Raw genomic sequence first — 24,818 nt, 5'->3', positions numbered from 1 at the left:
GAGTGCTCGCAAGGGTGTCGGTAGGACGTCTTCACAAATTCCGATGCGCACAGATCAACAGATCAATAGTCACGTCACTACACTTGGGCGGGCGGCGACTTCCTGCACCGCCCGTAGCAGCCCACCACGTTACGACCGGACTGCATCGCCCCCGCGCCTGCCGCGTCCTGTATACCACCGCTTGACCGCATACACCACCATGAGCACCGCCACGCTCACCAAGCTCAGCACCAACTGCGAAAGGTCGCCTGGCTGGAACGCCATGGCCACAATCACAGCGGTCATGGCCGCGATGCAGAGGTACGTCAGGAACGGGTACAGCCACATGCGCACTTTGAGTTCCTCGCCCTCCCGCTCCATGCGCCGGCGCATGACGAGCTCCGAACAGGCGATGAGCAGATAGATGAAGAGTCCCACGGCGCCGGACGAGTTCAACAGGAACAGGAACACGTGCTGCGGCGACACGTAATCCATGATGATGGACAGATAACCGACGATGGTGCAGAACAAAATCGCCCGAGCCGGCACGCCACGCCGGTTGGTCCGGAGCAGCGCCTTCGGCGCATTCCCCTGATACGCCAGTGCAAACAGCATGCGCGAAGCAGTGTACAGCCCGGAATTCAAGCAGGACAGAACGGCCGTGATCACGACGACGTTCATCGCGGCCGCCACGCCCGGGATGTGCAGCATGCTGAGCGCGCTGACGTACGGGCTCGCGAGCGCTTTGCTGTCGTTCCAAGGGATCATGGTGACAATCAGGAAGATGGACAGGACGTAGAACACGAGCACGCGCCAGATGACGGAGTTCGTCGCCCGCGCCACCGCCTTGGCAGGCTCCTTCGACTCGGCCGCCGCGATGGTCACAATCTCCGAACCGAAGAACGAAAAGATGAGCGTCGTGACGTCGGCGAACAGCGCTCCTACGCCCTTCGGCGCGAAACCGCCGTGCGAGACAAGGTTGGAGAAGTTCAGGCGAGATCCCGGCCACAAGCCGAGCACAAACAGTCCCGCCAACACGATGAAGACGACGATGGCGGCCACCTTGATAAACGCGAACCAGTACTCGAATTCGCCGTAGGACCGAACGGACAACAGATTCGATAGCGTCAATAGCAGGAGCAGAATGAGAGATAAGACCCAAAGCGGCACGCCTGGAAACAGCCAGTTATGGAGCGTCAGCGCACCCGCTGTCGCCTCCACTGCCACGACAATGACCCAGAAGTACCAGTACAGCCAACCCATGAGAAAACCGGCCCACTCGCCGAGCGCCATCCGGCCGTACTCCGCGAACGACCCGACCGCGGGTCGCGCCGTCGCCATCTCGCCCAGCATGCGCATGATGAGGATGACGAGGAATCCCGCGAGCGCGTACGACACCACCGCCGCCGGTCCGGTGGTCTGGATGACCGCGCCGCTGCCGACAAATAGCCCTGCGCCAATCACGCCGCCGAGCGAGATCATCGTCATATGGCGCATGCGAAGCGCCTGGCGAAGAGAGGCGCGCTCAAGGCCCGCCTTGACTTCTCCCTTCGTTGCCATGTGCAATTCCTCCTTACGCCTTGACGAGCGACTTGAGGACGAAACCCACGTTCGCCGGGCGCTCCGCGAGACGGCGCATGAAGTAGCCGTACCAGTCCTCGCCGAACGGCACATAGATGCGGACCTTGTAGCCCTCGCGGGCGAGCGACTCCTGAAGCTGCGGGCGAATCCCGTACAGCATCTGAAACTCCCACTGTTCATCCGGGATCCGAAGTTCCCGCACGCGCTCCTTGGCCCACGCGATGATGGCCTCGTCGTGCGTCGCGATGGCGGTCTTGCCGCCGGATTGCAACTGAAGATCAATGATTCGCTTGTAATTCTCGTCTACATCCCGCTTCTCCGGATAGGCGACGGAGGGCGGTTCCTTGTACGCTCCCTTGACCAGGCGGAGATTCGGCTTGAGCGGCGCAAGCGCGCGGATATCCTCGGCGCTCTTGTACAAATACGCCTGGATCACAGTCCCGATGTGCTCCGTCCCGAACTCCGCGTGCAGTTTGCGATAGATGGCAAGCGTCACCTCGTTGTGCGCATAGTCCTCCATGTCGATTCGGACAAAGCGCCCCGTATCGCGCGCCCGCGCGACGATCTTGCGCATGTTCTCCATGCACAGGTCTTCATCGATGTCGAGTCCCAGTTGCGTGAGTTTGACCGAGAGATAGACGTCGTACGGCAGATCGGCGAATCGCTCGAGCGTGCGCACGCAGAAGTCCGCAGCCTGGCGAGCCTCCTCGGCGCGATCCACAAATTCTCCGAGATGGTCGAGCGTCGCGGCGAGCCCCCGCCGATGCAGTTGCTCCACGGCTCGCACGGCATCCTCCAGGGACTCACCCGGAACAAAGCGTCCCGCCCCGAGCCGGAAGCCGAAGCGGCGCGCCCACCGCTCCGCATGGCGGTTTCGAGACAACCAGAGTAGCGTGTCGCGCATGAGTTGCTCCATGCACATCCCCCTCCTCCATGTTGCAAGCGCTCGCTGTCTGGGCACATGCACAAAGTGTCTAAAAACTTGACAATGAGTTCGTGATGTGTCTCTATTGTAGACACACGAGCTATGAAAGCGCAATATGTTCCAATTGCCACCTCTGGGGGAGATGTGAATGCCGGGCGAGATCGCGCGGACATCCGGACTTCCATCCCATCTCATCCTGCGCGCGCTGCTCGATATCGTGGACGACGCGGTGACCGTGGTGGATCGCGCGGGAACCGTCGTCGCTTGGAACCGAGCGGCCGAGGCGCTGTATGGCGTCCCCGCGGAAGACATCCTCGGGCGACCCATCACCGACTTCTTCGCCCTCGAATCCCTCGCCGTGCACAGCGTCCTCGCGACCGGCGCGCACATCGACCATGCGTATCACCGCCCGCGCCCGGACGTGCACGTGCTCATCTCCGCGGCGCCTGTCCGGGACGAAAACGGCGAGATTGCCGGCGCCATCGCGGTCGAGCGAGATATGACTGTCCTCGTCCGCATGGGAGAGGAGAACGCCCGCTATCTGGTCCAGACGCAATGCGACCTGCTGCAGACGCAGACGGTCGAGCGCGCCCTTGAAGCCCTGACCGCCCCAGGGGGGCCGCGGCACGCGCTTGTGGTCGGCGAACGAGGCACGGGAAAACGCACGCTTGCCGAATCGTCCCATCGCCTGCTTCGGCTCCAGGGCCCGTTCCTCGCCGTGCGGGCCGAGCCTCGCGCCGCGGCCTTGATGGACGTGGCGCTCTTTGGGGCGGCCGGATCGCTTGTCTTATCGCCTGACGCCCGGCGGGCAGGATGGCTCGAACGAGCCGCCGGCGGCACGCTCCTGCTCCAGGACGTGCACCTCATGCCAAGCGCGGTGCAGGCGAAACTCGCCCGGGCCATCGAGGAGGAGCGGTTCCGGCCGCTCGGCGACCAGCGGGACCTTCCCTTGCGATGCCGGATCCTCGCCACCGCACCCACAGCGGACGCGGTCGATCCGGCCCTTGCCCGCGCGCTCCCTGTGATCGAAATTCCGCCCATGGCCGAACGGCGGGACGAAAGCCTGCTTTTCTTCCACTTCTGGCTCAAGCGGTGGGCCAAGGAGCGCGGGGTATTGCCGCCGCGCCTGTCGGAGGAGGCGGCTGGATTGATCCAGGCGTATCCGTGGCCTGGCAACCTTGCGGAGATGGCGCAGGCGGCGCGGAGGGCGGTGTCGCTGGCGGAAGGCGAAGTGCGGCCCGAGCACCTGCCGGAAGCGGTGCGGGCCGTGCACCTTAGGCCGGCCCGGCGCCGCGTGCCACTCGCCCATCAATCGAAGGAGCTGGAACGCGCGCGCATCCGCGAGGCGCTCGAGGAGTCCGGAGGAAACAAATCGCGCGCCGCCCAAATCCTCGGCATCTCCCGGGCGGCGCTCTACTACAAGCTGAAGCAACACGGCATGGACGAGATCACGCGATCCCGTCGACCAGCTTCCCGGGGTTGAGCATGTCGGCCGGATCGAGCAGGCGCTTCACGGCCTGCATCAGGGCGAGGGCGTCGCCGTGCTCCTGCTTCTGGTATTTCATCTTGCCGAGCCCGACGCCGTGCTCGCCGGTGCACGTGCCGCCGACGGACAAGGCGTACTCCACCAGGTGATGCGAGAGCTCGTAGGCGCGGCCGAGATCGTCCGGGTCGGTCGGGTTGACCATCAGGCTGACGTGGAAGTTGCCGTCGCCGACGTGCCCCACGATGCCCCCGCGGATGCCGAGCCGCTCAATCCACGTCTCCGCCACGTCCACCGCCTCGGGCAACTTCGACATGGGCACGCACACGTCGGTCGAGAGGTGCGCGAGACCTGGATATGTCCGCATGAGCGCGTACGCCGCGTTGTGCCGCGCGTGCCAGAGCTTCTGACGATCCCGCTCGTCCATGACGACGGAGACGCGCGCTGCGCCGGCGTCGTGCAGGATCTCGTCGACCGTCCCCATGTCGGCCTGCACGGCGGCCTGTGAGCCCGACAGCTCGAGGAACAGGGTCGGCGCGGGCGTGTACGACGTGTCGAACTGGCGGTTGATGATCTCGATGTACGGCTTCGTCACGAGCTCGCACCGCGTGAGCTGGAGCCCGCTGCCGATGAGCATGCACACAGCGTCCACGGCGTCGCGAACGGTCGCAAACTCCGCGGAGGCGGCGAGCGTCGCCTCGGGCACGCCGTAGACGCGGAGCCAGAGCTTCGTGAACAAGCCTAGCGTGCCTTCCGATCCCACGAAGAGTTCCACGAGGTTGTAACCCGAGCTGGACTTGGCGGCGAGTGTGCCTATCTCCATCACGCGCCCGTCCGCGAGCACCACCTCGAGCTTCCGCACGTTCGCCTTCATGGGACCGTATCGGACCGCGGTCGTGCCGCTCGCGTTGGTCGCCGCCATGCCGCCGAGGGACGCGTTGGCGCCTGGATCGACCGGAAACATGAGGCCGTATGGGCGCAGGGCGTCGTTCAGCTGCTGGCGCGTCACGCCGGGCTGGACACAGACGAGGAAGTCGTCCGGCCGGATCTCGAGGATGCGGTTCATGCGCGAAAAATCGACCGAGATGCCGCCGCGCACCGGAATGGCCTGGCCTTCAAGGCCCGATCCGGCTCCGTACGCGACGAGCGGCACCCCGTGCGCGTGCGAGAACCGCGCCAGGGCAACGACATCCGACGTCTCCTCGGGAAAGGCAACGGCATCCGGCAGGTGTTCCGGGTGATACGATTCGTCCTTCGCGTGCGCTCGGCGAACACTTTCGCCAAAGCTGAGCTTGTCACCGAGTTCTTCTTTCAGCGTGTCCCACGGGATGGTCATGGTCCCGGCCTCCATTTCTGTTGCAGGCCTGCGCGCACGGCGCCTGTCCCAGGGGCTTACGCGCCGTGCAAATGTCGTATAGGATGAAAAGGGATACATGTCGGCCTGTTCTGATTCTAAAGCGAGGTGACCCCGTATGTCGACCGCGTACGCGCCTTCGCCCGACGCGGCGAAGCCGAAGGCCCCGCTCCGAGCGCTTGTCTCCATCGCCCTCGCGTGGGCCTTTGACGCCATGGACTTTTCCTTGCTCACGTTCGTCATTCTGGACATCATGAAGGACTACCACGTCGCGCTCACGCTCGCAGCTTCCGTCTCGTCAGCGACCACATTCGCTCGGCTCGGCGGCGGATTTCTGGGAGGACTCCTGAGCGATGCGAAGGGGCGCAAGACCAGCCTGGTCTTCTCCATCTTCTGGTTCAGCGTGTTCGAGTGTCTAACGGGCTTCTCGCTCGGCTTCACGCTGCTCATGATGGTGCGGATCCTCTACGGCCTCGGGATGGGATCCATGTATGCGAGCGGCACGCCGATGCTGATGGAGATGATCCCGTCTCGCTGGCGCGGCTTCGCCTCGGGCCTTCTGCAGTCCGGTTTTTCGTTTGGCTACATTTTCGCGGCCATCATCTATCGCCTCGGGTACAACCATCTCGGCTGGCACGCGCTCTTCTTCATCGCGTGTATTCCCGCCGTGATCGTCGGCATCTTCATCGCGGTGGCCTTGCCGGAGTCGGACCGCTGGCGCGAGGCGCGGACGAACGAACGGCGGGGCATCCCGATGGGCGAGTTGTTTGTCCGCGGCCGCGTATGGAACACCGTGCACGCGGCCATTGTGGCCATCATCGCGTTCAGCGTCACGTATCCCATCAACACGTTTTACGCAACGCTTCTCAAGCAGACCGGGCATTTTTCACCGACCGTCGTGGCGAATACCATCATCATCCTGAACGTCGCAGGGATTGTCGGCAATGTGTTGGGCGGCTTCATTTCCGATTGGATTGGCCGCAAATGGACGCTCATCCTGTCCGCCATCGGCACGGCGCTGACGTCCGTCGTGTTTTTGCACATCCAGAGCGCAGGCTACCGGGACGTCTTCACGTTCCTCATCGGCCTGTTCTCCATCGGCGGCGTGTGGTCGGTCATCCCGACCTATTTGGCTGAACACTTCCCCACCGCGGTGCGGTCCACGGGGCAGGGCACCACGTACCACATTGGAGCTGCGCTTGGCGGCGCGGTGGTGCCGCTCATCGTGTCGTCGATGGCGCCATCGGTCGGGGGACTCGGCCACGCCATGACGGACTCGGTGGCCATCGCGTCGATCCTGGTGATTGTGGTGGCGCTCCTGTGGCGAGAGTCGAAAGGAGAGGCGCTGGAATAAGCGAGGGCCGCGTCGGCGGCCCTCACCTTTTCCACACCCGCAAATGGCGCTCCAACCAATGCCACACGTCCTGATACACCTCGGCGCGATTCGTCTCGTTGAGGACCTCATGCCGCGCGCCGGGATACAGTTTGACCGTCACGTCGCGCACCCCGGCTGCCGTGAGCGCCTTTGCGAGCCGCTCGACGCCCTTGCCCATCTTCCCCACCGGATCGCGCGAGCCGGCGATGATGAGCACCGGCAGGTCGCTCGGGATGCGGCGGAGATTCTCGGCGCGCTGCAACTCCCGCACGCCGCCGAAATAATCGATAAAGAAGCCGCAGGTGTGCATCTGCCCACAGCGCGGATCCGCGATGTAGGCGTCCACCACCGCCTCGTCGCGCGACAGCCAATCGAGCGGCGTGCGGTTGGGCTGAAACGGCTTGTTGAAGCTGCCAAACGTCATCTTGTACAGCCGCTCGCTCGGCGATCTCGCCCCGAGCCTCGCGGCCTCCCGCCGCGCGAGATACAGCCCCACAGCCAGTTCCACGCGGCTCACGAAGCCGGCGCCTGACAGCACGGCACCTCGGAGCCTCGCGCCGTGCTGCTCCATGTACGCGAGCGACAGCCAGGATCCCATGCTATGGCCCAAGAGGACGATGGGCACGCCCGGGTGCTCCGCCTCGATGCGCGACGTGACCCGCGCCATGTCGTCCATGACGCGCTGAAACCCGTCGTGATCGCCAAAATGGCCGAGCAGCCCCATGGCCTCGCCCGTCTGCCCATGTCCGCGGTGATCGTGCCCGTAGACGGCGCACCCCCGCGAGGCCAGAAATTGCGCGAAGTCGCTGTATCGCTCGATGTGTTCGGCCATGCCATGCGCGATTTGCACGCAGGCGCGCGGCTCGCTTCGATGTTCAGGCGCCCACGTGCGGCCGTAAATCTGCACGCCGTCTGGCGCATCGAGCGTCCATGCCTCCACCATCGCCGCACCCCCTCGTTGCCGTCTTGGTTCGACGCGGAGGCTGCAGCTCCTGCCATTTCGTCCACGCGACGGCGGCGCCAGCCCGTAAGCTGACGCCGCCCATCCCTGCGCGCCGCGTCACAGCTACGGTTTGGGCACCATGCCGCTCCACGCGTGGGCCTGCAACACCACGAGGACGCCCAGGATGACCGTGAGCACGATGCTGTGCCAGAACGTGCGGCGGATGACAAGCCCCTCTTTGCCGCGCAGCTCGCCGGTCGATACGCCCGTCGTGACGTTTTGCGGCGAGATCATCTTGCTCATCACGGCGCCCGAGGAGTTGGTCGCCGCCATCAGGATGGGATTCAGGTGCAGGCGATTCGCCGCCACCACCTGCAGGTTGCCGAAGAGCGCGTTGGACGACGTGTCCGAGCCGGACAAGAAGCATGCAATCCAGCCGAGGAACCCGGAGAAGAACGGGAACCAGCTCCCGAGCGCCGCCACGGCCACGCCGAGCGTGTACGCCATGCCCGAGTAGTTGTACAGGTAGGCGAGCCCGAGGATGAACATGACCGTCAGGATGGGAAACGTGAGCTGCTTCCACGTGTCGGCCGCCGCGAGCCAGAACGTCTTCCAGCCGGCGCGCAAAAAGATGGCCGTGAGAATGACCGCCACCAGGATGGCCGTGCCCGTGGCCAGTGGCTGGAAGGTCCAGACCGCCTCGTACGGCTTGTTGTAGAGCGTGAGAAACACCTGCTTGTCGAGCCCCGGCCAGTGCACCTTTGTCGCGCCGATGTCCGCGATTTTCAAAAACGTCCAGACGATCACGACGCCCGTCACCGTGAGCCACGGCACCCAGCCGCGCCACAGCCCTCCAGCCGGCGCCTCAGACGTCGCAGCCATCTCGCGGTACACCCCCGTGTGGGCGAATGACCGAAATTGGTCCGTGTCCTTCGGGCGCCACACCCTCGTGAACAGCACGATGCAAACCAGCGAGACGAGCGCGGCCAGGACGTCTGGCAGCGCCGGGCCGATGAAGTTCGCCACAGCGAACTGCGTCAACGCGTACGACAGTCCGCCCACGAGGGCGACAGGCCAGGCGCCGCGGAGCGCCTTCCATCCTCCCATGACCCCAATCACGTAAAACGGCAAAATGAAGGCGAAGATGGGCAGCTGCCGCCCGACCATTGAAGATAAAGCGCTTACATTGAGGTTCGTGACGGATCCAAGCGTCACGATGGGAACGCCGAGCGCGCCGAACGCGACGGGCGCGGTGTCGAAGATGAGGGCATACGTGACCGCGTCGAGCACCGGAAAGCCGAGCCCAACCAAGAGCGCCGACGCAATGGCGACCGGCGTGCCAAAGCCGGAGATACCTTCCATCAGCGCGCCGAAGCTGAACGCGATGATGAGCATCTGGATGCGCCGGTCCTCCGTCGCGTATCGGTACATCCAATCCCGGAACTGCGCGAACGCGCCCGTCCGCTGGCTCAAGTTATAGAGCCACATCGCGTTCCACACAATCCACATGATGGGCCATAGTGCGAACACCATGCCTTCGGCCACTGAGTCGAACGCCAAATGAGCAGGCATGTGCCAACCCGCCACGGCCTCGATGAGCCCCACCACGAGGCCCGACAGCGCCGCAATCCAAGCGGGTGCACGCACGACGCCGAGCAACACGAGCACGATGACAATGGGAATGATGCCGACCAAAAACGAGAGGCCCGTCGAATGCCCGATGGGCGTCAACAGTTGATGAAACACAGGCTTCCCTCCATCCACGGCCTTCAGGCTTCAAGCGAGTCGTTCACGTTGTAGCGCTGCTTCACTCGAGATGAGCGTCCCTCCCTCGTCCCAGGGGTGCCAATTCCCCGCTTTTGAGGTCATTGTAGTCCCGGGCTTGCGCGCCTGAGAACGGGGCATGCGCGTCCTTTCAAAAGATTCTGCATCCCAGAATCCGCCCACCAAACGTTGGATGACAAACCATCACCCGCAGCGCAGCCCCTCTTTCGCAGCGCCGGTCACCAACACACTGCGCCACGCTGTTCTGTAATTCAGAACAGTGTTTCTTCTTGCACAACGACATGCTATCATGAAAGCGTACCCAGGGTTGCGAAGTTGCGAGGGAGGAGAGATTTCGGATGTCGGGATCGTACGCTTGCCCACAGGGCGTGGAAATTATCGGCGAGTACAGGCCAGAATTTGCCGAGATTTTGACGACAGACGCGCTTCAATTCATCGCGGAGCTTGAGCGCCGCTTCGGGCCGCGGCGGGACGAACTGCTGCGCCTGCGCAAGGAGCGGGACGAGCGGTTGCTCGCGGGCGAGTGGCCAGACTTCTTGCCGGAGACCAAGGAGATCCGCGAGAGCGAATGGACTGTTGGGCCCATTCCTGCGGATCTGCAGGATCGGCGGGTCGAGATCACGGGGCCCAGTTCGGACCGGAAGATGGTCATCAACGCCCTGAACTCTGGCGCCAAGTGCTTCATGGCGGACTTTGAAGACGCCTGCGCACCGTCCTGGGAGAACGTCGTGCAGGGCCAGATCAACATGCGGGACGCGGTTCGCCGCACCATCGAGTACACGAGCCCCGAGGGGAAGCATTACAAGCTGAATGACGAGGTGGCCGTGCTCATCGTGCGCCCTCGCGGCTGGCACCTGCCCGAAAAGCACATCCGGGTGGACGGCCGGGTAGCCACGGGCGCGCTCGTCGACTTCGGGCTTTACTTCTACCACAATGCCAAGGAGCTTTTGGCGCGCGGCACCGGGCCCTACTTCTACCTGCCGAAGATGGAGAGCCACCTCGAGGCGCGGCTGTGGAACGACGTATTCAACTACGCGCAGGACGCGCTCGGCATCCCGCGCGGCACCATTAAGGCCACCGTACTCATCGAGACCATCCTCGCGACGTTTGAGATGGACGAGATCCTGTACGAGCTGCGCGATCACGCCGCGGGGCTCAACTGCGGCCGCTGGGATTACATCTTCAGCTACATCAAGAAGTTCCGCAATCACCCGGAGGTCATCCTGCCCGACCGGGCGCAGGTGACGATGACGGTGCCGTTCATGCGCGCGTACACCCTGCTCACCATCCGCACGTGCCACCGGCGCAAGGCGTTCGCGATGGGCGGCATGGCGGCGCAGATCCCCATCAAGAACGACCCCAAGGCGAACGAGGAGGCGCTCGCCAAGGTGCGCGCGGACAAGGAGCGCGAGGCGCAGGACGGCCACGACGGCACCTGGGTGGCGCACCCCGGTCTCGTGCCTGTGGCGATGGAGGTGTTCAACCGCCTCATGCCCACACCGAACCAGTTGCACCGCCTGCGCGAGGACGTCCAGGTCACCGCGGCCGATCTCGTCGCGGTCCCACAGGGCACCATCACCGAAGGCGGCCTGCGCACCAACGTGGCCGTGGCGCTTCGCTACATTGAAGCTTGGCTGCGCGGTTCCGGCGCGGTCCCCATCTTCAACCTGATGGAAGACGCGGCGACGGCGGAGATCTCCCGCGCGCAGATCTGGCAGTGGATCCATCACCCGAAAGGCGTCCTCGACGACGGCCGCAAGGTGACGGTGGAGCTGTTCCGCCAGATTCTCGACGAGGAGTTGCGCAAGCTGAAGGACGAGATCGGCGAGGAGGCGTATGCAAAGAGCAAGTTCCCGCTCGCGGCCGAACTGCTCGACGACATCTCGACGAGGGACGACTTCGTCGACTTCTTGACGCTGCCGGGGTACGAGCACCTCACTTGACGCACATCTCGCCTCCGGGCGCGCGGCGCCTGAACCATCCCCATGTGAAAACCCCGCCCTACTGGCGGGGTTCTTTTTGACGCTCGTTGGATGACGCGGCTTAAGGCGCGACGCGCTCCCGTCGATAGCCGAGGCGCTCCGAGATGCGCTCTCCCGCCCGCTTCACGAGCGGCACCAGCTCGACCATCCGCTCGCGCGTCATGCGCAGCGCAGGCCCCGAGACGCTCACCGCCGCCATCACGCGCCCGTCGTGCGCAAAGATGGGCGCGGCCACGCAGCACACCCCTTCCTGGTGCTCTTCCACGTCAAACGCGAAGCCGGTCGATCTCGTCTCCTCGAGGGACGCAAAGAAGGCGTCCGGGTCCGTGATGGTGTGGGGCGTGAGGCGCGGCAGTCCGTATCGCCTGACGATGTCCTGCACCTCGCGCTTCGGCAGAAACGCGAGGATGGCCTTGCCGAGCCCCGTGGCATGGACCGGCACGCGCGTGCCAACGCGCGAGTGCATGCGGATGGTGTTGGGGCTTTCCACCTTCTCGATGTAGACCACCGAACCCCTGTCCAGGAGCGCCAAGTGCACCACCTCGCCCGAGGCGAGCGCGAGCTCCTGCAGCGCGGGCATCGCCTCGCGGCGCAGGTCGATGGAAGAGAGCAGCTTCATGCCGAGATCGAGCACCGTGTAGCCAAGCTTATAACGCCCGCTCACGGGATCCTGCTCGATGTAGCCGCGCCGCATCATGGTGCCAAGCAGGCGGTGCACCGTGCTCTTGTACATGCCCACCGACTGCGCCAATTCCGTGATGGCGATACCGTCGGGGTGTTCGCTCACCACCTCGAGCAACAGCAGCGCCTTGTCGACCGACTTGACCGTGTAGTCCTCCAAACGATTCACCTCATCCTTGCGCGCTCGTCGACGCTTCTCTGCCAGGCTCCTGCGCAAAGGCGCCACGGACCTGCACGGACGCCTGATCCGGAAACGAGTCGAGAATCTGCCAATTCTCCTCGATGATCTCGCGCGCCCGCTTCACCTCGACGCACCGGCCGGGCAGCGGGATGAGCTTGCCGGCGTTCACGATGCCCTTCGGATCGAAACACGACTTGACCGCGCGTTGCGCGTCGATCTCGTCCTCGGAAAACATATAGGTCATTTCGCCGATCTTCTCAATGCCGACGCCGTGCTCGCCGGTGATGCTCCCGCCCGCGTCGACGCACGCCCGCAGCACCTCCGATCCGGCCCTGACCGCGCGCTCGGCCTCGCCCGGCACCCGGCTGTCGTAGAGGATGAGCGGATGCAGGTTGCCGTCGCCCGCGTGAAACACGTTTGCAATCTTCAGCCCGTATCGCCGGCTCACTTCGTCGATCTTCTGCAGCACTTCGGTGAGGCGCGTGCGCGGAATCACGCCGTCCTGCACGATGTAGTCGGGCGAGATGCGCCCCATGGCGCCAAACGCCATCTTGCGGCTCGACCACCAGAGCGCGCGCTCCGCGTCCGACTGCGCCACCCGCACTTCGCGCACGCGGTGGCGGCGGCAGATGTCCACCACGCGCGCCATCACCTCGTCGACCCCCGCGGCGAGGCCGTCCACTTCGATGAGCAACACCGCCTCGATGTCCGTCGGATACCCGACGTGATAGTTGCTCTTGTCGACGGCCTGCATCGCGAGCTGATCCATCATCTCGATGGCGGCCGGAATGATGCCCGCCCCGATGATGTCCGTCACCGTGTCGGACGCGTCGGCGACGCGATCGAAGTACGCGAGCGCGGTGCGCAGCGCCTGCGGCTTTTTCAGGATGCGGACCGTGATCTCCGTCGCGATGCCGAGCGTCCCCTCCGAGCCGACCAAAAGCCCGAGCAAATCGTACCCCGGCGCGTCGCCAAACGGCGCGCCGACGTCGATCACGTCGCCATCCGGCAACACCACCTTGGCCGCGACTACGTGGTTGGTGGTCACGCCATATTTGAGGCAGTGGCTGCCGCCAGCGTTTTCCGCGAAGTTTCCGCCGATGGTGCAGACCGACTGGCTGGACGGATCCGGCGCGTAGTAGCAGTCTGCGTGCGCGACCCGGCGCGTGAGCGTGAGGTTCACGAGCCCAGGCTGCACGACGGCGCGCAGGTTGTCAAAATCGACGGCGAGGAGCTTGTTCATGCGCGCGAGGCTGATGACGACCTCGCCCCCCGTCGGCGTAGCGCCGCCCGACAGCCCCGTGCCCGCGCCCCGCGGGAGGTACGGGATATCGTTCTCGTAGAGATAGCGGCAGATGCGCGAGACTTCGTCGGTCGTCTCCGGGAAGACCACCGCGCGCGGCAGCCCCTCTTCGGCCGTGTAGCCGTCGCACGCGTACGCCTTCACCTGGTGCGGCCGCCACAGGCAGCGCCGCTCGCCCACAATGTCCACGAGCCGGTCGATGTGGACGTCCCTCATCGCGATCCCTCCCTCTGATAGGCGAGATCGAGCACCTCGACCGTGTGCATGACGCGCAAGGGCTGGTTCCTGCGCTTGACGCCGAGCCGGATCTGCATCATGCAGCCGGGATTGCCCATGACAATCGCCTCCACGCCCGCGGGCACGTCGTCCATCTTGCGCTCGAACAGTTCGTTGGCCATCGCCGGATGCGTGAGATTGTAGATGCCCGCACTGCCGCAGCAGCGGTCGGAATCCGGCATCTCGCGAAGCGTCAGGCCCGGCACCGACTTGAGGAGCGATCTCGGCTCGTACCGGATCTTCTGCGCGTGACAGAGGTGGCAGGCGTCGTGGTAGGTCACCGTCATCGGCAGCTCGGCCTTCGGCGGATCGAAGCCCACCTCGACGAGGAGTTGCGAGATGTCCCGCACGCGAGAGGAAAACTGCACGGCGCGATCCCGCCAGGCCGGATCGTCCCGGAAGAGCTCCGGGTATTCCTTCAGCGCGGCGCCGCAGCCAGCCGCGTTGATGGCAATATAGTCGGCGCCCGACCGCTCGAACACCTCGATGTTTCGCTTCGCCATCTCGCGGGCCATGTCGCGATCGCCCGCGTGCACCTGGAGGGCGCCGCAGCAGATCTGATCCTTGGGCACGCGCACCTCGACGCCGTTTCGCACCAGGACGCGGGCGGTGGCCTCGTTCACGTCGGAGAAGAACACGTCCATGACACAGCCCGTGAAAAGCGCCGCTGTGGCTTTCTTCTCTCCCTTTGGTGCCATGGTTTCCGGCAGGACGTCGATGGCGGGTCCACGCCCGATGTCCGGAATGACGTCTTCCATCTCGCGCATCTGCGCGGGAAGCACGTTCAGCATGCCGGTGGCGCGCGCCAAGCGCCTGAGGCCCGAGCGCTGGTAGAACCGCATCAGGCGCCGGATGGCCCGTAGGCGCGCAGGGCGCGGGAACACGCCGCGCAGGAAGAAGCGCATGATGGGATCCCGCTTCCCTTCCGCGTCGCGCGCGTAAAACACCTGGCCGCGCGCCTCCTCGACGAGCGCCCCCACCTGCACGCCAGACGGGCACACGGTCTCGCAGGCCCGGCAGTCAAGGCAGGTAAAGACGGGATCGATCACGCTGTCGTCGAGCGGCAGTTCACCTTCTGCGCACGCCTTGATGAGGTAGACGCGCCCGCGGGGCGAGTGGTTCTCGTCGCCCCAGGCTTGATAGGTGGGGCAGACCTCTAGACAGAAGCCGCAGTGCACGCAGACGGAGTACTTTTCCTCCTCGGGGGCGTCCGGAAAGCGAAAGTCAGACCTTTTCTCCGCGACGGCCGTTGGCTCGTTCACCATCTCACATCCCTCCCCAAAAGCGGCCTGGCGATAAGAGGTGGTCGGGATCAAACGTCTGTTTGAGCCGCTGCATCAGGGCGAGCGACGCGGGCGCGAAGACCAGCTGATGCTTCGCGCGGACCTCGGCGGGCGCGCGTTCCACCACCATGTCGAGCGAGGCACCGGCCGCCAGATCCGCGATGGCGCCGAACGGCGCCTGGCGGTCAGCGATGGCGCGAGCCGGTTGGAACGCGATGCGCGCGACGCCGGTGAGCCCACCGGCGGAAAGCGTGACGCTTTCGGCTCGCTCGGCGAGTGCAGACGCCGCTTCCACCGCGCGCGGCATGGCGGCGAGAAGCGATGTGGGCGGACCCTGTAAGCGGATACAGACCTGGCGCTCCGCGAGGCGTTGCGCGAGATCCGCCCACCATGCGTCCGCAGACTCACCTTCGACGACGTCCATGGCGAGGCCGAGATCGCGCGACATGGCGCGGATGGCGTCCGTCTGCGCTTTGGCAGAGGATCTCGGCTCGTCGCAATCGACGGCAAGGACGAAGTCCGAGCCCAGGTCCGCATGCCACACCATTTCGAGGCGGCTTGGCACGAGCGTCGACTGCGCGATGCGCGAGCGCAGTTCGGCAAGCGATGCGGCTGGGCCGCGCACGAGAGCGGTCTCGCGGTGCATCGGCAAGGGCCGGAGTTTCAGGGTGATCTCCGTCACGACGCCGAGCGTGCCGCACGCGCCGATGAACAGCTTGGTCATGTCGTAGCCGGCGACGTTTTTCACGACCTTCGCACCCGTCCGAATGACGCGCCCATCCGCGAGGGCGACGCGGAGCGAAATGGCGAGATCGCGCAGGCTGCCGTAAAGTGCGCGGCGCGGGCCGCTGAGCCCTGCCGAGAGCAGGCCGCCCAAGGTGGCATCGGCAGGCGCGGGCGGATCGAACGGCAGCATGAGTCCGTGTTGGCCGAGAACGCTCGCCAGTTCCCCGATAGTGATACCGGGCTCCGCGGAGACGACGAGATCGCCCGGAGAGAAGCTCGTCACGCGGTTCATGGGCCGAAGCGTGAGCGCAAGGTCCGGAACCTCACCCGGCGGGCCGTAGGCGAGGTGGCGGCCGGACCCGTAGGGCAGCACGGTCAGCCGGTGCTCCCGAGCGAAGGCGAGCACGGCCATCACGTCCGCCTCGCAGTTGGCCTCCACGGCGCAGGTGTCCTTGGACGACTCGCCGGGATGGACGGTGCACATGGGCACGGCGCGAGCTCGAAGCCCCGTCGCCCGGTGGAACGCATCCGCGGTTTCGGCCGGCAGTGGCTTGGATTGAAGCGGCACGGGGTATCGCCTCCAACGGTCGCGGGAGAGGCGACCTTCTGTTCTGCAATACGGAATACTGTTCTGAATTCTTATATGTATTCTACGACAACGAAATGACCAAAAACAATCGGGAGATGCGGATGTCGTGTAAACAAGTTCCGCTTGGCGCCGATGGCCCGCCATCGTACGATCACTTTGGGCCCCGTTCCACCATTGCGTCGTCTTCGTCTCCGCAAATGAAAAATCCGGGCTGCCGCTTGGGCGTGTGCCGTCGGAAATGCATCGTGCACAACATATTCGTATCGAGGCTCGCGCAGTGGCTGCGAGCTCGCGCGATCCGGCGCAGGGACTCGGCCGGATCGCCGCGGTGGAAGCCCGAGTCCAGTGAGGAGCAAACGGCGCATGATCTATCATTTTCTTTTCCTGTATCCCTTTGTCATGAGCATCGTCTGGATGGTGGGCGGATGCGTCTACGCCTGGCGGCGAGAACGCCACACCTCCCCCGAACCGCCGGATCTCCCAGAGACGCCGTTTGTGTCCATCCTCGTCCCCTGTCACAACGAAGGAGATGTCCTCGAGGACACCATCGGCCGGATGCTTCAGTTGGATTATCCAGCGTATGAAATTGTCGCGCTGAATGACGGCAGCACAGACGACACGCGCGCGGTGCTGGAGCGCATGGCAGACCGCGATGCCCGGGTGCGCGTAGTGAACCTGCCCGTCCAGCGCGGAAAGGCGCACGCGCTCAACGTCGGGCTCGTCGCGTCCCGAGGCGAGATCCTCGTAACCGTGGACGCGGACGCCGTATTGGCGAAGGACGCGCTTCGGTTCCTCGTGTGGCACTTCGTGGCGCCTGGCAGCGAGCGCGTCGGCGCCGTGACGGGCAACCCGCGCATTCGAAACCGCGGTACGTTGCTCGGAAAGATTCAGGTGCTGGAGTACGCGAGCATCATCGGGCTCATTAAGCGCGCGCAGCGCGTACTCGGCAAGATCATGACCGTCTCCGGCGTCATTGCGGCTTTCCGGAAGCGCGCCCTGGTGGACTGCGGGATGTGGGACGAGGACATGGTGACAGACGACATCGCGGTGTCGTGGAAACTCGAGCGCAGAGCCTGGGACATCCGGTACGAGCCGCGAGCGCTCTGCTTCATGTGGGCGCCCGAACGCCTGCGAAGCCTCATCCGACAGCGCGCGCGTTGGGCGCAGGGCGGCGTGGAGGTCCTCATCCGCAACGCCTCGGTCCTTTGGACCTGGAAGAATCGGCGCATGATCCCGCTCTATGTGGAAGAACTTCTGGGCATCGCCTGGGCGTACCTTTGGGTGGTGAGCCTCGTGTGGACCCTGGCCTTTGATGCGGCGCACGGTATTCCTTGGACGTACGTGGCGGAGGCGGGGACGTGGCTCGGCCTGACCTCGCTCGTGCAGACCGCGGTCGCCCTCTGGATTGAGCAGCGATACGAGCGCGACTCGCTCTGGCGCTACTATTTCTACGCCATCTGGTATCCGGCCGCGTATTGGATGATTGGCGCGTTTGTGGTGGTCTGGGCCGTTCCCAAGGCGTGCTGGGCCATGTGGTCGGCTCGGCGCGGGCGGTACGCCACGTGGAAAAGCCCGGATCGGGGGGTGTCGGCATGAGCCTGCCTGAGAACTCGCGAGTGGAGTGGGATGAACTCGTTGTGCGGCGTGGGTCGCGATCGACTCGGCCGAAGCGCTGGTTCGAAACCGCGGTGACGCTGACGGGATGGCTATGGGTGGCCGCCGTGGCGGTGCAGATCCTTTTGTCCGCACTCTTGTGGGTGCTCGGCTGGCACAAGTTTCACCTGTACGTGCTCAATCTACTGCCGAGTGCCACGCCGCTCTATGTCCTCCGCATGGGCGTGACGGTCGCCGCGATGGCGGCCGCCGTGTTCATGGGCTGGTCCTCGTACAACCGCGTGCGGTTCGGCCGCCTCCGCAGGCGCAGGCCGCCCGCGCCCGTGTCTGACGCGGAACTGGCGGAAATGCTCGGCGTGCCTGTGGGCGAGATCGAACGGTGGCAGCGAGAAAAGGTCGTCGATTGGCCACAAGACTGATCACGGTGAAATGGGCGCGGTGCGTTTCCCGCGCCCCTGTGATGTGTGGTTCTTTTGGGCGGAATCCTCGCCGCGACCGCGCCCTTCACGCCTGTGTCGCGAGGACCTGCTCCAGCAGGACGTCCTCCGGCACCGCGCCCTCCAAAGCGTACGCCTCCGAATCGTTGATGACCGTCTTCGGCACGCCATAGACGTTGAACCGCGTAGCCCACTCGGGGAACTCAGTCGCCTCAATCATGCTCGCCGTTACAAGTGGCGACTCAAACGCAAACCGGTGCGCAAGCCTGACCGCTGCCGGGCAGTACGGACACGTCGGCGTGACAAACACCTTGAGATCCACGGGCTGTTTCAGCTCCGCGAGGCGGCTCTTTGTACTCGCGGAAAGGCCCGAGTCCCCGCTCGCCATCATGCGAATGTCGTCCAAAAGCGTCGCAAATTCGTACCCCGACGGCGCCCCATAGAAGCGCACGCCGTAATCCTCGCGCGATCCGTCCGTCAACACGATGGTCGGCGCGCGGTCGACGCCGTACTTCTTGGCTTCTTCCTCATCGATGTAGAGATTGTGCACCTCAAGCGTCAGCTGATCCGACAATTCGGCGACCTGCCGCAAAAGGCTGCGAATCTCCGGGCACGTCGGACATCCGAGAGACGCCTCAAAGAACTTGATGACGACGGGCTGTTGAAGATCCGCGAGCCTTTCGCGAATCGCCGCCTGATCCCGAGAGGACAGCATCCTGACTCCCCCTTGCGCGCATTCAGATGCGTTAATACCGTTCTGATTTCTATATACCCATACGGGTATGTGGTGTCAAGAGCAGGCGAAGGAACTCACGCTCCCCATCGTTCCACGCTTGACTCGACACCATAAGGTGTCCTATTCTACACATGACACCTATGGGTGGCACGACGGAGGGAGGAACGGCCGTGGCGGATGTGTTTCGAGCCATCGCGGATGCGCATCGGCGGGACCTGATCCGGAAACTGGCCGGCGGATCCGAGTTGCCACTTCACGCCCTGATGCAAGGCATGGACATCGGAAGAACGGCGGTGTCCAAGCACCTGGCGGTCTTGAAACAGGCTGGAATCGTCTCGGAGCGCCGACAAGGCCGCGAGACGTTATACCGCCTGAACGCCGCACCCCTCAAGCAGGTCTATGACTGGGTGTCGTTTTACGAATCGTTCTGGCGTGCGCAGGTTCTAAGCCTGCAAAATTTCTTGAGAAAGGAACGTTGTGATATGAAGTCCCTACAGATGGAGTTTCATCTCGATGCGCCGGTAGAGGCCGTGTGGCGAGCTCTCACGGAATCCGAGCTTTTGACCCAGTGGATGTTTTTCAAAGAGAACACGTTCCGCCCGATTGTGGGGCATCGGTTCTACTTCAAAATGCAGGGGACCGACGAGTGGAATGGCGTCGTCGAAGGAGAAGTTCTCGCCGTGGAAGCGCCACGCCGCCTTGTGTACACCTGGGAGAGCCTCGGAGAGAAAAACGAGATCGAATGGAAGCTGGAAGAAACGGCCGAAGGTACGACGAGGCTCCTTCTGGAACAGCGCAACATTCAGGCTGAACAGGCTTACCAGGGCGCTCGCATGGGCTGGGAGGCGATGGTCCAAGCTCTGGAGCGGGTGGCCAAGGCGCTCGCATGAAGGCGCGACGGGTGGCAGAGCCGGCTCAGTCCCCCCTTGGGCCGGCTACTCGGCTACATGCGTGGCGCAAGCTCGTCTCGATGATGGAGCGCGACATCGCAGCCCATCGTTTCGAGTGTCGCGGTCCTCATTCGAAAGCAGGGCGCCCATGTCCGCTGGCCTATGCATCGCGAGATGTCGCGTGGCCCACATCAGCCAGGGATGGTCAGATAGACACTTCATCTCTTCTTTAGGAATGGCGACCGCGCATCACCGTTAACCCAGGAGAAGCACCATACCCAGAGAGGCCCGTACGCAAGGAGAATGGTGTCACGCAAAAACTCGGCCACCCCCGCTTTCGAAATGGCGCCGACGGCAAGCGAAGCCACTTCTTCAAACGCGAGCAGAGCGGCAGACATCAAGAACAGGAGCAAAGGGCGGAATCGCAACCATTGCACAGCGGACGCAAAGGAGTGCCAGGTGTTTGTACCCAGCCCGGCGATGGCCAGGACCATCGCAACGGCGGTGACTGTGAGGGCGCAGAAGTAACAGACGCACACGGCAACCCAAATCAAAATCTTCACAATCGAGAGCGCAGCTCGATTGCCTGGCGGCATCGTCAGGTGTGCGATCTCGACGGCACCGCCCCACACCAGAATGCCCTCAATGACCAGAGGACCGAGGGAACGCCACAGACTCGTGTGCCAACGAGGGACGCTGCGAAAATCAAAACATGTCTTTGCGGCCCACCAGTTCGCGGTCGCAAGCGTGATCACGAAGATGACGAGTACCGCGGCGGCGTCCACGATGAGCGGTATGACGTGTCTGGTTGCCAGGCGATTGATCAGCCAGTCAACCGCCGAAGCAGCAGCGCTGAAAACCAGCGTCATCAGGAGGAGCAAAGTAAGTTTCAAGGGAGAAAATCGACCCCCGTATATGAAATGACCACCGGCCAGACGAGGTCTGACACGGTGGTCACGCTATGGAGCGGGTGAGGGGAGTCGAACCCCCGCCGCCAGCTTGGAAGGCTGGAGTTCTACCGTTGAACTACACCCGCATGTCACGGTAAAGAGAATACCAGATTCGTGGGGTCGATTCAAGTGCATGCGCGAATCCGATGTCTGCGCGGGTCACGAAAAAAGGCAGGCCGCATCTCCAGCGAGCAGCCTGCCATTCCAGATCCGCGAAGCCTGAGCATTCCATGCCGCTTGAGGTGACTGTCAACGGCGTTCTAATGCCGTCGCGTCAGACGCCGTTGTTGTACGCCGGCACCAACAGGAAGAACAGCACAAAGATGATCAGAAACACCACAGCCCACTGTGTGTAGGCACCAAAGCATCCGCCGTACATGATGGTCCCTCCTTCCGCGAGGATCACCACCATGCTACGGAGGAGGACACAAAAGCGACGCGGTCTTTGTCCCGGCCCGCGGGCCCGCGGTCAAGCGGGGAAATACAGCATCACGCGATACGCGCTGGTCGAATGTTAACGCGCCATACCATCCTCCAAAGAAGGGCAATGGCTACTTCGACAAGCGCCCCCAAGACACACCCCACCCAGGTCATGCATGAGACGAAAGTGAACAAGATACCCAGACCAATGGCGACGCCGAGCCCCCATCGGTAGAACCCAGCCCTGCTCATCTGTCCATTGGGCCGCCCAGACACGTCCCAGTGTGACGTCACGCGATCCGGCACGCGCGTTCGGTAGCGGTGCCACATGGCCACGTGAACCAGCAGGGTCGCGGCAGAGACGACGAGCGTGACAAGACCTGCAACAGGATGAAAGGGCAACACGCTTGTGGGCGGCACAGCGGGAACGACCCCCATGGACACATGGCGCACCAGCGCGTCGAGTCCGGGCGTGCCGAGAATGACGAGCGCGTGGCCGTCCGATACGGCGAGCCGAGGCGCACCGGCAAGGACGTACACATGCGCCACCTGCCCATTGTTCAGGCGAAACAAGCCGCTCGCATACGCGCCCGCGGCCGTCCCGAGCAGTCGATCCGCCAGGCCGTAGACGCCATTCTGGCTCACCCAGGCCGCGTGCGCGCGGGCGAGATCGACCGCGGTCCCACCAGCGTCTGTGCGCACCTGCAGCACGCCGCCGACGAGCCGCCAACCGCTTCGGAGACCGGAGACAAAGACGTACACCGCCAGAAGAAACGGCACACAGGCGAGCAGCCAAAAGGCAGTCGCGAAACCTTTGACCCCATGCTCCAGAAAGACGCGGCGCCAAAAGAGCCCCACTGCGATGAGCAGAACGGCCATTCCAACACAAATCCAAAGGCTCGGTTCCTGCAGCACCTCACCCACCGGAGGCTGATACCCAACAACACTCGGCACAGTCCTCACCCCTTCGCACATGCGCCGTGGACAACGCACGACCTCAGCCGTACGATGCAACATCCGGTGCAGAAGGGAGGAGCAGCTGTGAAGCATAAGAAGCCGATTGTGGTTGTCCTCCACCCTGGACAGCGGATCTTGGTCGTGGCGCGCGGCAAGCGTCGCCATCACAAGTGAGCCTCGGACGGCAACCGACTTGAGCGAAGAATCCCATCCTTCTGCCGCCGAGGCAACCTCCGCTCGTCCGCGGCCGCCAAAAAGCCGCAGCCCCGAAACGTCCCGTCGTCGGGCGTTTCGGGGCGTCCTGCACCCGTGGTGGGCCCACCAGGATTAAAATTAACGATCCACTAGACCTCAAGGGCCCTCAAAAACGCACGATTGCGGGCATTTCGAACCTAGAGATTTCAGGAAAAACCACTCAACCCACAATCGAATTGTAACTCTCTTGTTACTCGACGTCTAGGTTCCCTGGGGCATTGCCATTTATGGAGTTGTATAATACTCCATCGATTTCAGTTTGTATACACATACTCCCATACTCACAGAATCAGCCCCACACGAAACTGATCAGAAGCACTGTCGCAGGCCCAACGTGTGCCCCTTCCGTTGGCCGCGCTTCCGATACGGTTCGTCCGAGCGCCTGATTGAGACGACCATCCCCTGGCTACTCCAATTCACCACCCGACTGCATCAGCAACACTTGGAGTATCTTGAGCGAAAGCGCACCTGATATACGAACACACGTTTGCATTTCGAGTCCGACTACGGTATGATTTTCTCAAAAGTCACTCTTCTTTTGGGAGGGAACGTCATGCCCAAAAAGAAGCCGACCACCGTCGTCGAAGATCCCGAACCTCGCATCAACGGTTTTACCGAAGCGGAGTGGCACGAGATCTCCGTTCTCATCGGCGAAGCGATTGAAGCGGAGACTCCGATTCGGATCACCCTCAAGAGCAAGCTTGGAGACAAAGTTCTCGAGGGCGTGCCGTTCGTGAAGGATTCGAGGTTGTATCTGCGTTCAGCGGAAGGCTCCTCCGTCCAGGTACCGCTTGAGCGGATGGCCAAGGTCGAGGAAGCCGTGCGATATTGAAGGGCCCGCATGAACCGCGGGCCTCTATATATTGGACTTTTCGGATGCGCGCCAAAAGAACATATGTTGCTCTGAGCCTCATACACTTTACAAGGTCACAATTTGGAGGAAGAGCACTATGGACTTTTGGCATGCAAATCACTACGATGATAGCAAAGACGCGGGCAAGAAGAAGGTGATTCGCATGACACCGTCTATCGATACCGGCGTTCATGCTGAGCCAGCCGAACGTTATCGGATTCGACATCCCCAAATTGAAGCATGGAAGAGGACAAGCGGTCTTTTGACAGGTATCATCCCGCATGGAGAAGAAGGAGAGACGCTGAGCGAATACATCCATCGAAAACGAGCCGAAGAGAAGGAGAGAGATTAGTACGTGAATCAGCGTCGTTCTTTAGCGCCAATCCATCCGATTGGCGCTACTGCTGTGTGCTTTAATGATGAACTTCCACGGCCATTCACGGCCGATCTCTTAATCGATGCTGGTGTCTTAATCGCTCATTTCGACCAAGACGATGTGTGGCATGACGCTGTAGAAGATTTCTTTGAGAATTACGTGTATAATGCCTCTCATGGTCCTCGCTTTTATATCACTTATGACATTATCAACGAATGCTTACATAGATTAGTTCAAAATTATAAAGAACGAACTGGGCGTGTGGCCCGAAGGGATGTGAGAATGTTATACGCCGCTCCGATTCGTGACCTTTTAATGTCTGGGGCCGTAGAACTCGTCACGTTAAGCGACAAAGAAGTTGTCACGGCCATTGATCGCTGGGCAAATTCTACATACGGTGCGAAAGATGCATTCCATATAAGCTGCCAACTAGATTGGGGCTTAGATTTAATTACAGTCGACCATTCTCTTATGGAAGAATTAGAACGAGATCCGGAGTTTTTAGGCAAGAAGGTCTATTACCCGGCATTGAGTATGCGCAAAAATCGATCTAGATAAGTGAGCTGAGACCTGCGATGAAGGACAGGTCTCAGCTTACTTTACTCTTCGTCTTCAACTCCTCCAAGCACCCCGCGCAGACGGCTCGCTCGTGAAAGATCTTCTCGGCTTTCTCGCCGCAGAACACGCATTTGGGCTCGTACTTGCTCAGAACGACGGTGTCGCCCTCTACGTAGATCTCGATCGAATCATCTTGCCCAATGGCCAAGTCCTTCCGCAGGCGCTTCGGGATCACGAGTCGCCCGAGATGATCGACTTTCCGAACGTACCCTGTCACAAGCATCCGAATTCTCCTCCTCAATATCTCCGTCTCATCATGAACCATC

22 protein-coding genes and 1 tRNA gene are annotated in these 24,818 nt (G+C 62.9%); 9 read left to right on the top strand and 14 right to left on the bottom strand.

Annotated elements, in window-relative coordinates:
- Nucleotides 1–129: 129 nt before the first annotated feature.
- Together AC27E8_RS03725 and AC27E8_RS03720 are read right to left on the bottom strand one after the other, a co-directional pair.
- Entirely contained in the window at nucleotides 130–1,539 is a 1,410-nt protein-coding gene (locus AC27E8_RS03725) for an amino acid permease (RefSeq protein ID WP_487098555.1), read from the bottom strand.
- 13 nt (nucleotides 1,540–1,552) lie between these two features.
- The gene (locus tag AC27E8_RS03720) at nucleotides 1,553–2,476 is read right to left on the bottom strand and encodes a proline dehydrogenase family protein (protein WP_487098556.1); all 924 of its coding nucleotides are present in this window, start codon (nucleotides 2,474–2,476) and stop codon (nucleotides 1,553–1,555) included.
- 157 nt (nucleotides 2,477–2,633) lie between these two features.
- On the opposite strand from AC27E8_RS03720, the gene AC27E8_RS03715 reads away from it, so the two are divergent.
- On the top strand, nucleotides 2,634–3,968 hold the full coding sequence (locus AC27E8_RS03715; RefSeq protein WP_487098557.1) for a sigma 54-interacting transcriptional regulator: 1,335 nt from the start codon (nucleotides 2,634–2,636) through the stop codon (nucleotides 3,966–3,968).
- Here the strand turns inward: AC27E8_RS03715 and AC27E8_RS03710 are convergent.
- Nucleotides 3,934–5,304, bottom strand: a complete 1,371-nt coding sequence (locus tag AC27E8_RS03710) for an FAD-binding oxidoreductase (RefSeq protein WP_487098558.1) — start codon at nucleotides 5,302–5,304, stop codon at nucleotides 3,934–3,936. The genes AC27E8_RS03715 and AC27E8_RS03710 overlap by 35 nt on opposite strands.
- Before the next feature lie 136 nt (nucleotides 5,305–5,440).
- Between AC27E8_RS03710 and AC27E8_RS03705 the strand changes: the two genes are divergently transcribed.
- On the top strand, nucleotides 5,441–6,676 hold the full coding sequence (locus tag AC27E8_RS03705; RefSeq protein WP_487098559.1) for an MFS transporter: 1,236 nt from the start codon (nucleotides 5,441–5,443) through the stop codon (nucleotides 6,674–6,676).
- A gap of 22 nt (nucleotides 6,677–6,698) precedes the next feature.
- Here AC27E8_RS03705 and AC27E8_RS03700 read toward each other — a convergent pair whose 3' ends face one another.
- Together AC27E8_RS03700 and AC27E8_RS03695 are read right to left on the bottom strand one after the other, a co-directional pair.
- Complete coding sequence (locus AC27E8_RS03700; RefSeq protein WP_487098560.1) at nucleotides 6,699–7,640, bottom strand: lysophospholipase; 942 nt, start codon at nucleotides 7,638–7,640, stop codon at nucleotides 6,699–6,701.
- A 123-nt stretch (nucleotides 7,641–7,763) separates the two neighbouring features.
- On the bottom strand, nucleotides 7,764–9,386 hold the full coding sequence (locus AC27E8_RS03695; RefSeq protein WP_487098561.1) for an L-lactate permease: 1,623 nt from the start codon (nucleotides 9,384–9,386) through the stop codon (nucleotides 7,764–7,766).
- 377 nt (nucleotides 9,387–9,763) lie between these two features.
- On the opposite strand from AC27E8_RS03695, the gene aceB reads away from it, so the two are divergent.
- Nucleotides 9,764–11,368, top strand: a complete 1,605-nt coding sequence (gene aceB / locus AC27E8_RS03690; RefSeq protein WP_487098562.1) for a malate synthase A — start codon at nucleotides 9,764–9,766, stop codon at nucleotides 11,366–11,368.
- A 100-nt stretch (nucleotides 11,369–11,468) separates the two neighbouring features.
- On the opposite strand, the gene AC27E8_RS03685 is transcribed toward aceB, so the two are convergent.
- Genes AC27E8_RS03685 through AC27E8_RS03670 form a run of 4 tightly spaced genes read right to left on the bottom strand, consistent with a single transcriptional unit; the run spans nucleotide 11,469 to nucleotide 16,425 of the window.
- Nucleotides 11,469–12,257 (bottom strand): IclR family transcriptional regulator, encoded by a 789-nt coding sequence (locus AC27E8_RS03685; RefSeq protein ID WP_487098563.1) that lies wholly within the window; start codon nucleotides 12,255–12,257, stop codon nucleotides 11,469–11,471.
- Between the two features lies 1 nt (nucleotide 12,258).
- Nucleotides 12,259–13,788, bottom strand: a complete 1,530-nt coding sequence (locus tag AC27E8_RS03680; protein ID WP_487098564.1) for an FAD-linked oxidase C-terminal domain-containing protein — start codon at nucleotides 13,786–13,788, stop codon at nucleotides 12,259–12,261.
- Entirely contained in the window at nucleotides 13,785–15,113 is a 1,329-nt protein-coding gene (locus AC27E8_RS03675) for a (Fe-S)-binding protein (protein ID WP_487098565.1), read from the bottom strand. Before AC27E8_RS03675 ends, AC27E8_RS03680 begins: the two co-directional genes overlap by 4 nt.
- Before the next feature lies 1 nt (nucleotide 15,114).
- Nucleotides 15,115–16,425 (bottom strand): FAD-binding oxidoreductase, encoded by a 1,311-nt coding sequence (locus AC27E8_RS03670; protein WP_487098566.1) that lies wholly within the window; start codon nucleotides 16,423–16,425, stop codon nucleotides 15,115–15,117.
- 384 nt (nucleotides 16,426–16,809) lie between these two features.
- Between AC27E8_RS03670 and pgaC the strand changes: the two genes are divergently transcribed.
- Nucleotides 16,810–18,042, top strand: coding sequence for a poly-beta-1,6-N-acetyl-D-glucosamine synthase (pgaC, locus tag AC27E8_RS03665; protein WP_487098567.1), 1,233 nt, complete (start codon nucleotides 16,810–16,812; stop codon nucleotides 18,040–18,042).
- Nucleotides 18,039–18,479, top strand: a complete 441-nt coding sequence (pgaD, locus tag AC27E8_RS03660) for a poly-beta-1,6-N-acetyl-D-glucosamine biosynthesis protein PgaD (protein WP_487098568.1) — start codon at nucleotides 18,039–18,041, stop codon at nucleotides 18,477–18,479. The genes pgaC and pgaD overlap by 4 nt, the downstream gene beginning before the upstream one ends.
- Nucleotides 18,480–18,564: 85 nt before the next feature.
- On the opposite strand, the gene pdo is transcribed toward pgaD, so the two are convergent.
- On the bottom strand, nucleotides 18,565–19,212 hold the full coding sequence (pdo, locus tag AC27E8_RS03655; RefSeq protein WP_487098569.1) for a protein disulfide oxidoreductase: 648 nt from the start codon (nucleotides 19,210–19,212) through the stop codon (nucleotides 18,565–18,567).
- A 191-nt stretch (nucleotides 19,213–19,403) separates the two neighbouring features.
- Between pdo and AC27E8_RS03650 the strand changes: the two genes are divergently transcribed.
- Nucleotides 19,404–20,123, top strand: coding sequence for a metalloregulator ArsR/SmtB family transcription factor (locus AC27E8_RS03650; protein ID WP_487098570.1), 720 nt, complete (start codon nucleotides 19,404–19,406; stop codon nucleotides 20,121–20,123).
- Between the two features lie 218 nt (nucleotides 20,124–20,341).
- Here the strand turns inward: AC27E8_RS03650 and AC27E8_RS03645 are convergent, their stop codons facing one another.
- From AC27E8_RS03645 to AC27E8_RS03635, 3 genes are all read right to left on the bottom strand, one after another.
- Entirely contained in the window at nucleotides 20,342–21,016 is a 675-nt protein-coding gene (locus AC27E8_RS03645; RefSeq protein WP_487098571.1) for a hypothetical protein, read from the bottom strand.
- Between the two features lie 69 nt (nucleotides 21,017–21,085).
- Nucleotides 21,086–21,159 (bottom strand) — tRNA-Gly (locus AC27E8_RS03640).
- A gap of 403 nt (nucleotides 21,160–21,562) precedes the next feature.
- Nucleotides 21,563–22,447, bottom strand: a complete 885-nt coding sequence (locus AC27E8_RS03635) for a DUF1648 domain-containing protein (protein WP_487098572.1) — start codon at nucleotides 22,445–22,447, stop codon at nucleotides 21,563–21,565.
- Between the two features lie 811 nt (nucleotides 22,448–23,258).
- Between AC27E8_RS03635 and AC27E8_RS03630 the strand changes: the two genes are divergently transcribed.
- The 3 genes from AC27E8_RS03630 (at nucleotide 23,259) to AC27E8_RS03620 (ending at nucleotide 24,492) form a co-directional block, all read left to right on the top strand.
- A complete protein-coding gene (locus tag AC27E8_RS03630; RefSeq protein WP_487098573.1) occupies nucleotides 23,259–23,537 on the top strand; it encodes a hypothetical protein in 279 nt (92 codons plus the stop codon).
- Between the two features lie 118 nt (nucleotides 23,538–23,655).
- Nucleotides 23,656–23,910, top strand: a complete 255-nt coding sequence (locus AC27E8_RS03625; RefSeq protein ID WP_487098574.1) for a hypothetical protein — start codon at nucleotides 23,656–23,658, stop codon at nucleotides 23,908–23,910.
- A 3-nt stretch (nucleotides 23,911–23,913) separates the two neighbouring features.
- Nucleotides 23,914–24,492 carry a hypothetical protein gene (locus AC27E8_RS03620; protein ID WP_487098575.1) on the top strand — a complete coding sequence of 193 codons (579 nt, stop codon included), beginning with the start codon at nucleotides 23,914–23,916 and terminating at the stop codon, nucleotides 24,490–24,492.
- Between the two features lie 31 nt (nucleotides 24,493–24,523).
- Here AC27E8_RS03620 and AC27E8_RS03615 read toward each other — a convergent pair whose 3' ends face one another.
- A complete protein-coding gene (locus AC27E8_RS03615; RefSeq protein WP_487098576.1) occupies nucleotides 24,524–24,775 on the bottom strand; it encodes an AbrB/MazE/SpoVT family DNA-binding domain-containing protein in 252 nt (83 codons plus the stop codon).
- Nucleotides 24,776–24,818 lie beyond the last annotated feature (43 nt).

Source organism: Alicyclobacillus sp. CIJ1 (assembly GCF_057538885.1).
Note: the sequence above shows the minus strand (reverse complement) of the source record. Positions and strands in the feature narration are given on the sequence as shown.

Bases quoted from the DNA above. Each gene is read 5' to 3' on its own strand.
- AC27E8_RS03625 (WP_487098574.1), top strand. From the start codon at position 23,656: ATGGACTTTTGGCATGCAAATCACTACGATGATAGCAAAGACGCGGGC.
- AC27E8_RS03675 (WP_487098565.1), bottom strand. From the start codon at position 15,113: ATGGTGAACGAGCCAACGGCCGTCGCGGAGAAAAGGTCTGACTTTCGC.
- AC27E8_RS03630 (WP_487098573.1), top strand. From the start codon at position 23,259: ATGCCCAAAAAGAAGCCGACCACCGTCGTCGAAGATCCCGAACCTCGC.
- AC27E8_RS03710 (WP_487098558.1), bottom strand. From the start codon at position 5,304: ATGACCATCCCGTGGGACACGCTGAAAGAAGAACTCGGTGACAAGCTC.
- pgaD (WP_487098568.1), top strand. From the start codon at position 18,039: ATGAGCCTGCCTGAGAACTCGCGAGTGGAGTGGGATGAACTCGTTGTG.
- AC27E8_RS03715 (WP_487098557.1), top strand. From the start codon at position 2,634: ATGCCGGGCGAGATCGCGCGGACATCCGGACTTCCATCCCATCTCATC.
- AC27E8_RS03725 (WP_487098555.1), bottom strand. From the start codon at position 1,539: ATGGCAACGAAGGGAGAAGTCAAGGCGGGCCTTGAGCGCGCCTCTCTT.
- pgaC (WP_487098567.1), top strand. From the start codon at position 16,810: ATGATCTATCATTTTCTTTTCCTGTATCCCTTTGTCATGAGCATCGTC.
- aceB (WP_487098562.1), top strand. From the start codon at position 9,764: ATGTCGGGATCGTACGCTTGCCCACAGGGCGTGGAAATTATCGGCGAG.
- AC27E8_RS03700 (WP_487098560.1), bottom strand. From the start codon at position 7,640: ATGGTGGAGGCATGGACGCTCGATGCGCCAGACGGCGTGCAGATTTAC.
- AC27E8_RS03720 (WP_487098556.1), bottom strand. From the start codon at position 2,476: ATGGAGCAACTCATGCGCGACACGCTACTCTGGTTGTCTCGAAACCGC.
- pdo (WP_487098569.1), bottom strand. From the start codon at position 19,212: ATGCTGTCCTCTCGGGATCAGGCGGCGATTCGCGAAAGGCTCGCGGAT.
- AC27E8_RS03615 (WP_487098576.1), bottom strand. From the start codon at position 24,775: ATGCTTGTGACAGGGTACGTTCGGAAAGTCGATCATCTCGGGCGACTC.
- AC27E8_RS03705 (WP_487098559.1), top strand. From the start codon at position 5,441: ATGTCGACCGCGTACGCGCCTTCGCCCGACGCGGCGAAGCCGAAGGCC.
- AC27E8_RS03680 (WP_487098564.1), bottom strand. From the start codon at position 13,788: ATGAGGGACGTCCACATCGACCGGCTCGTGGACATTGTGGGCGAGCGG.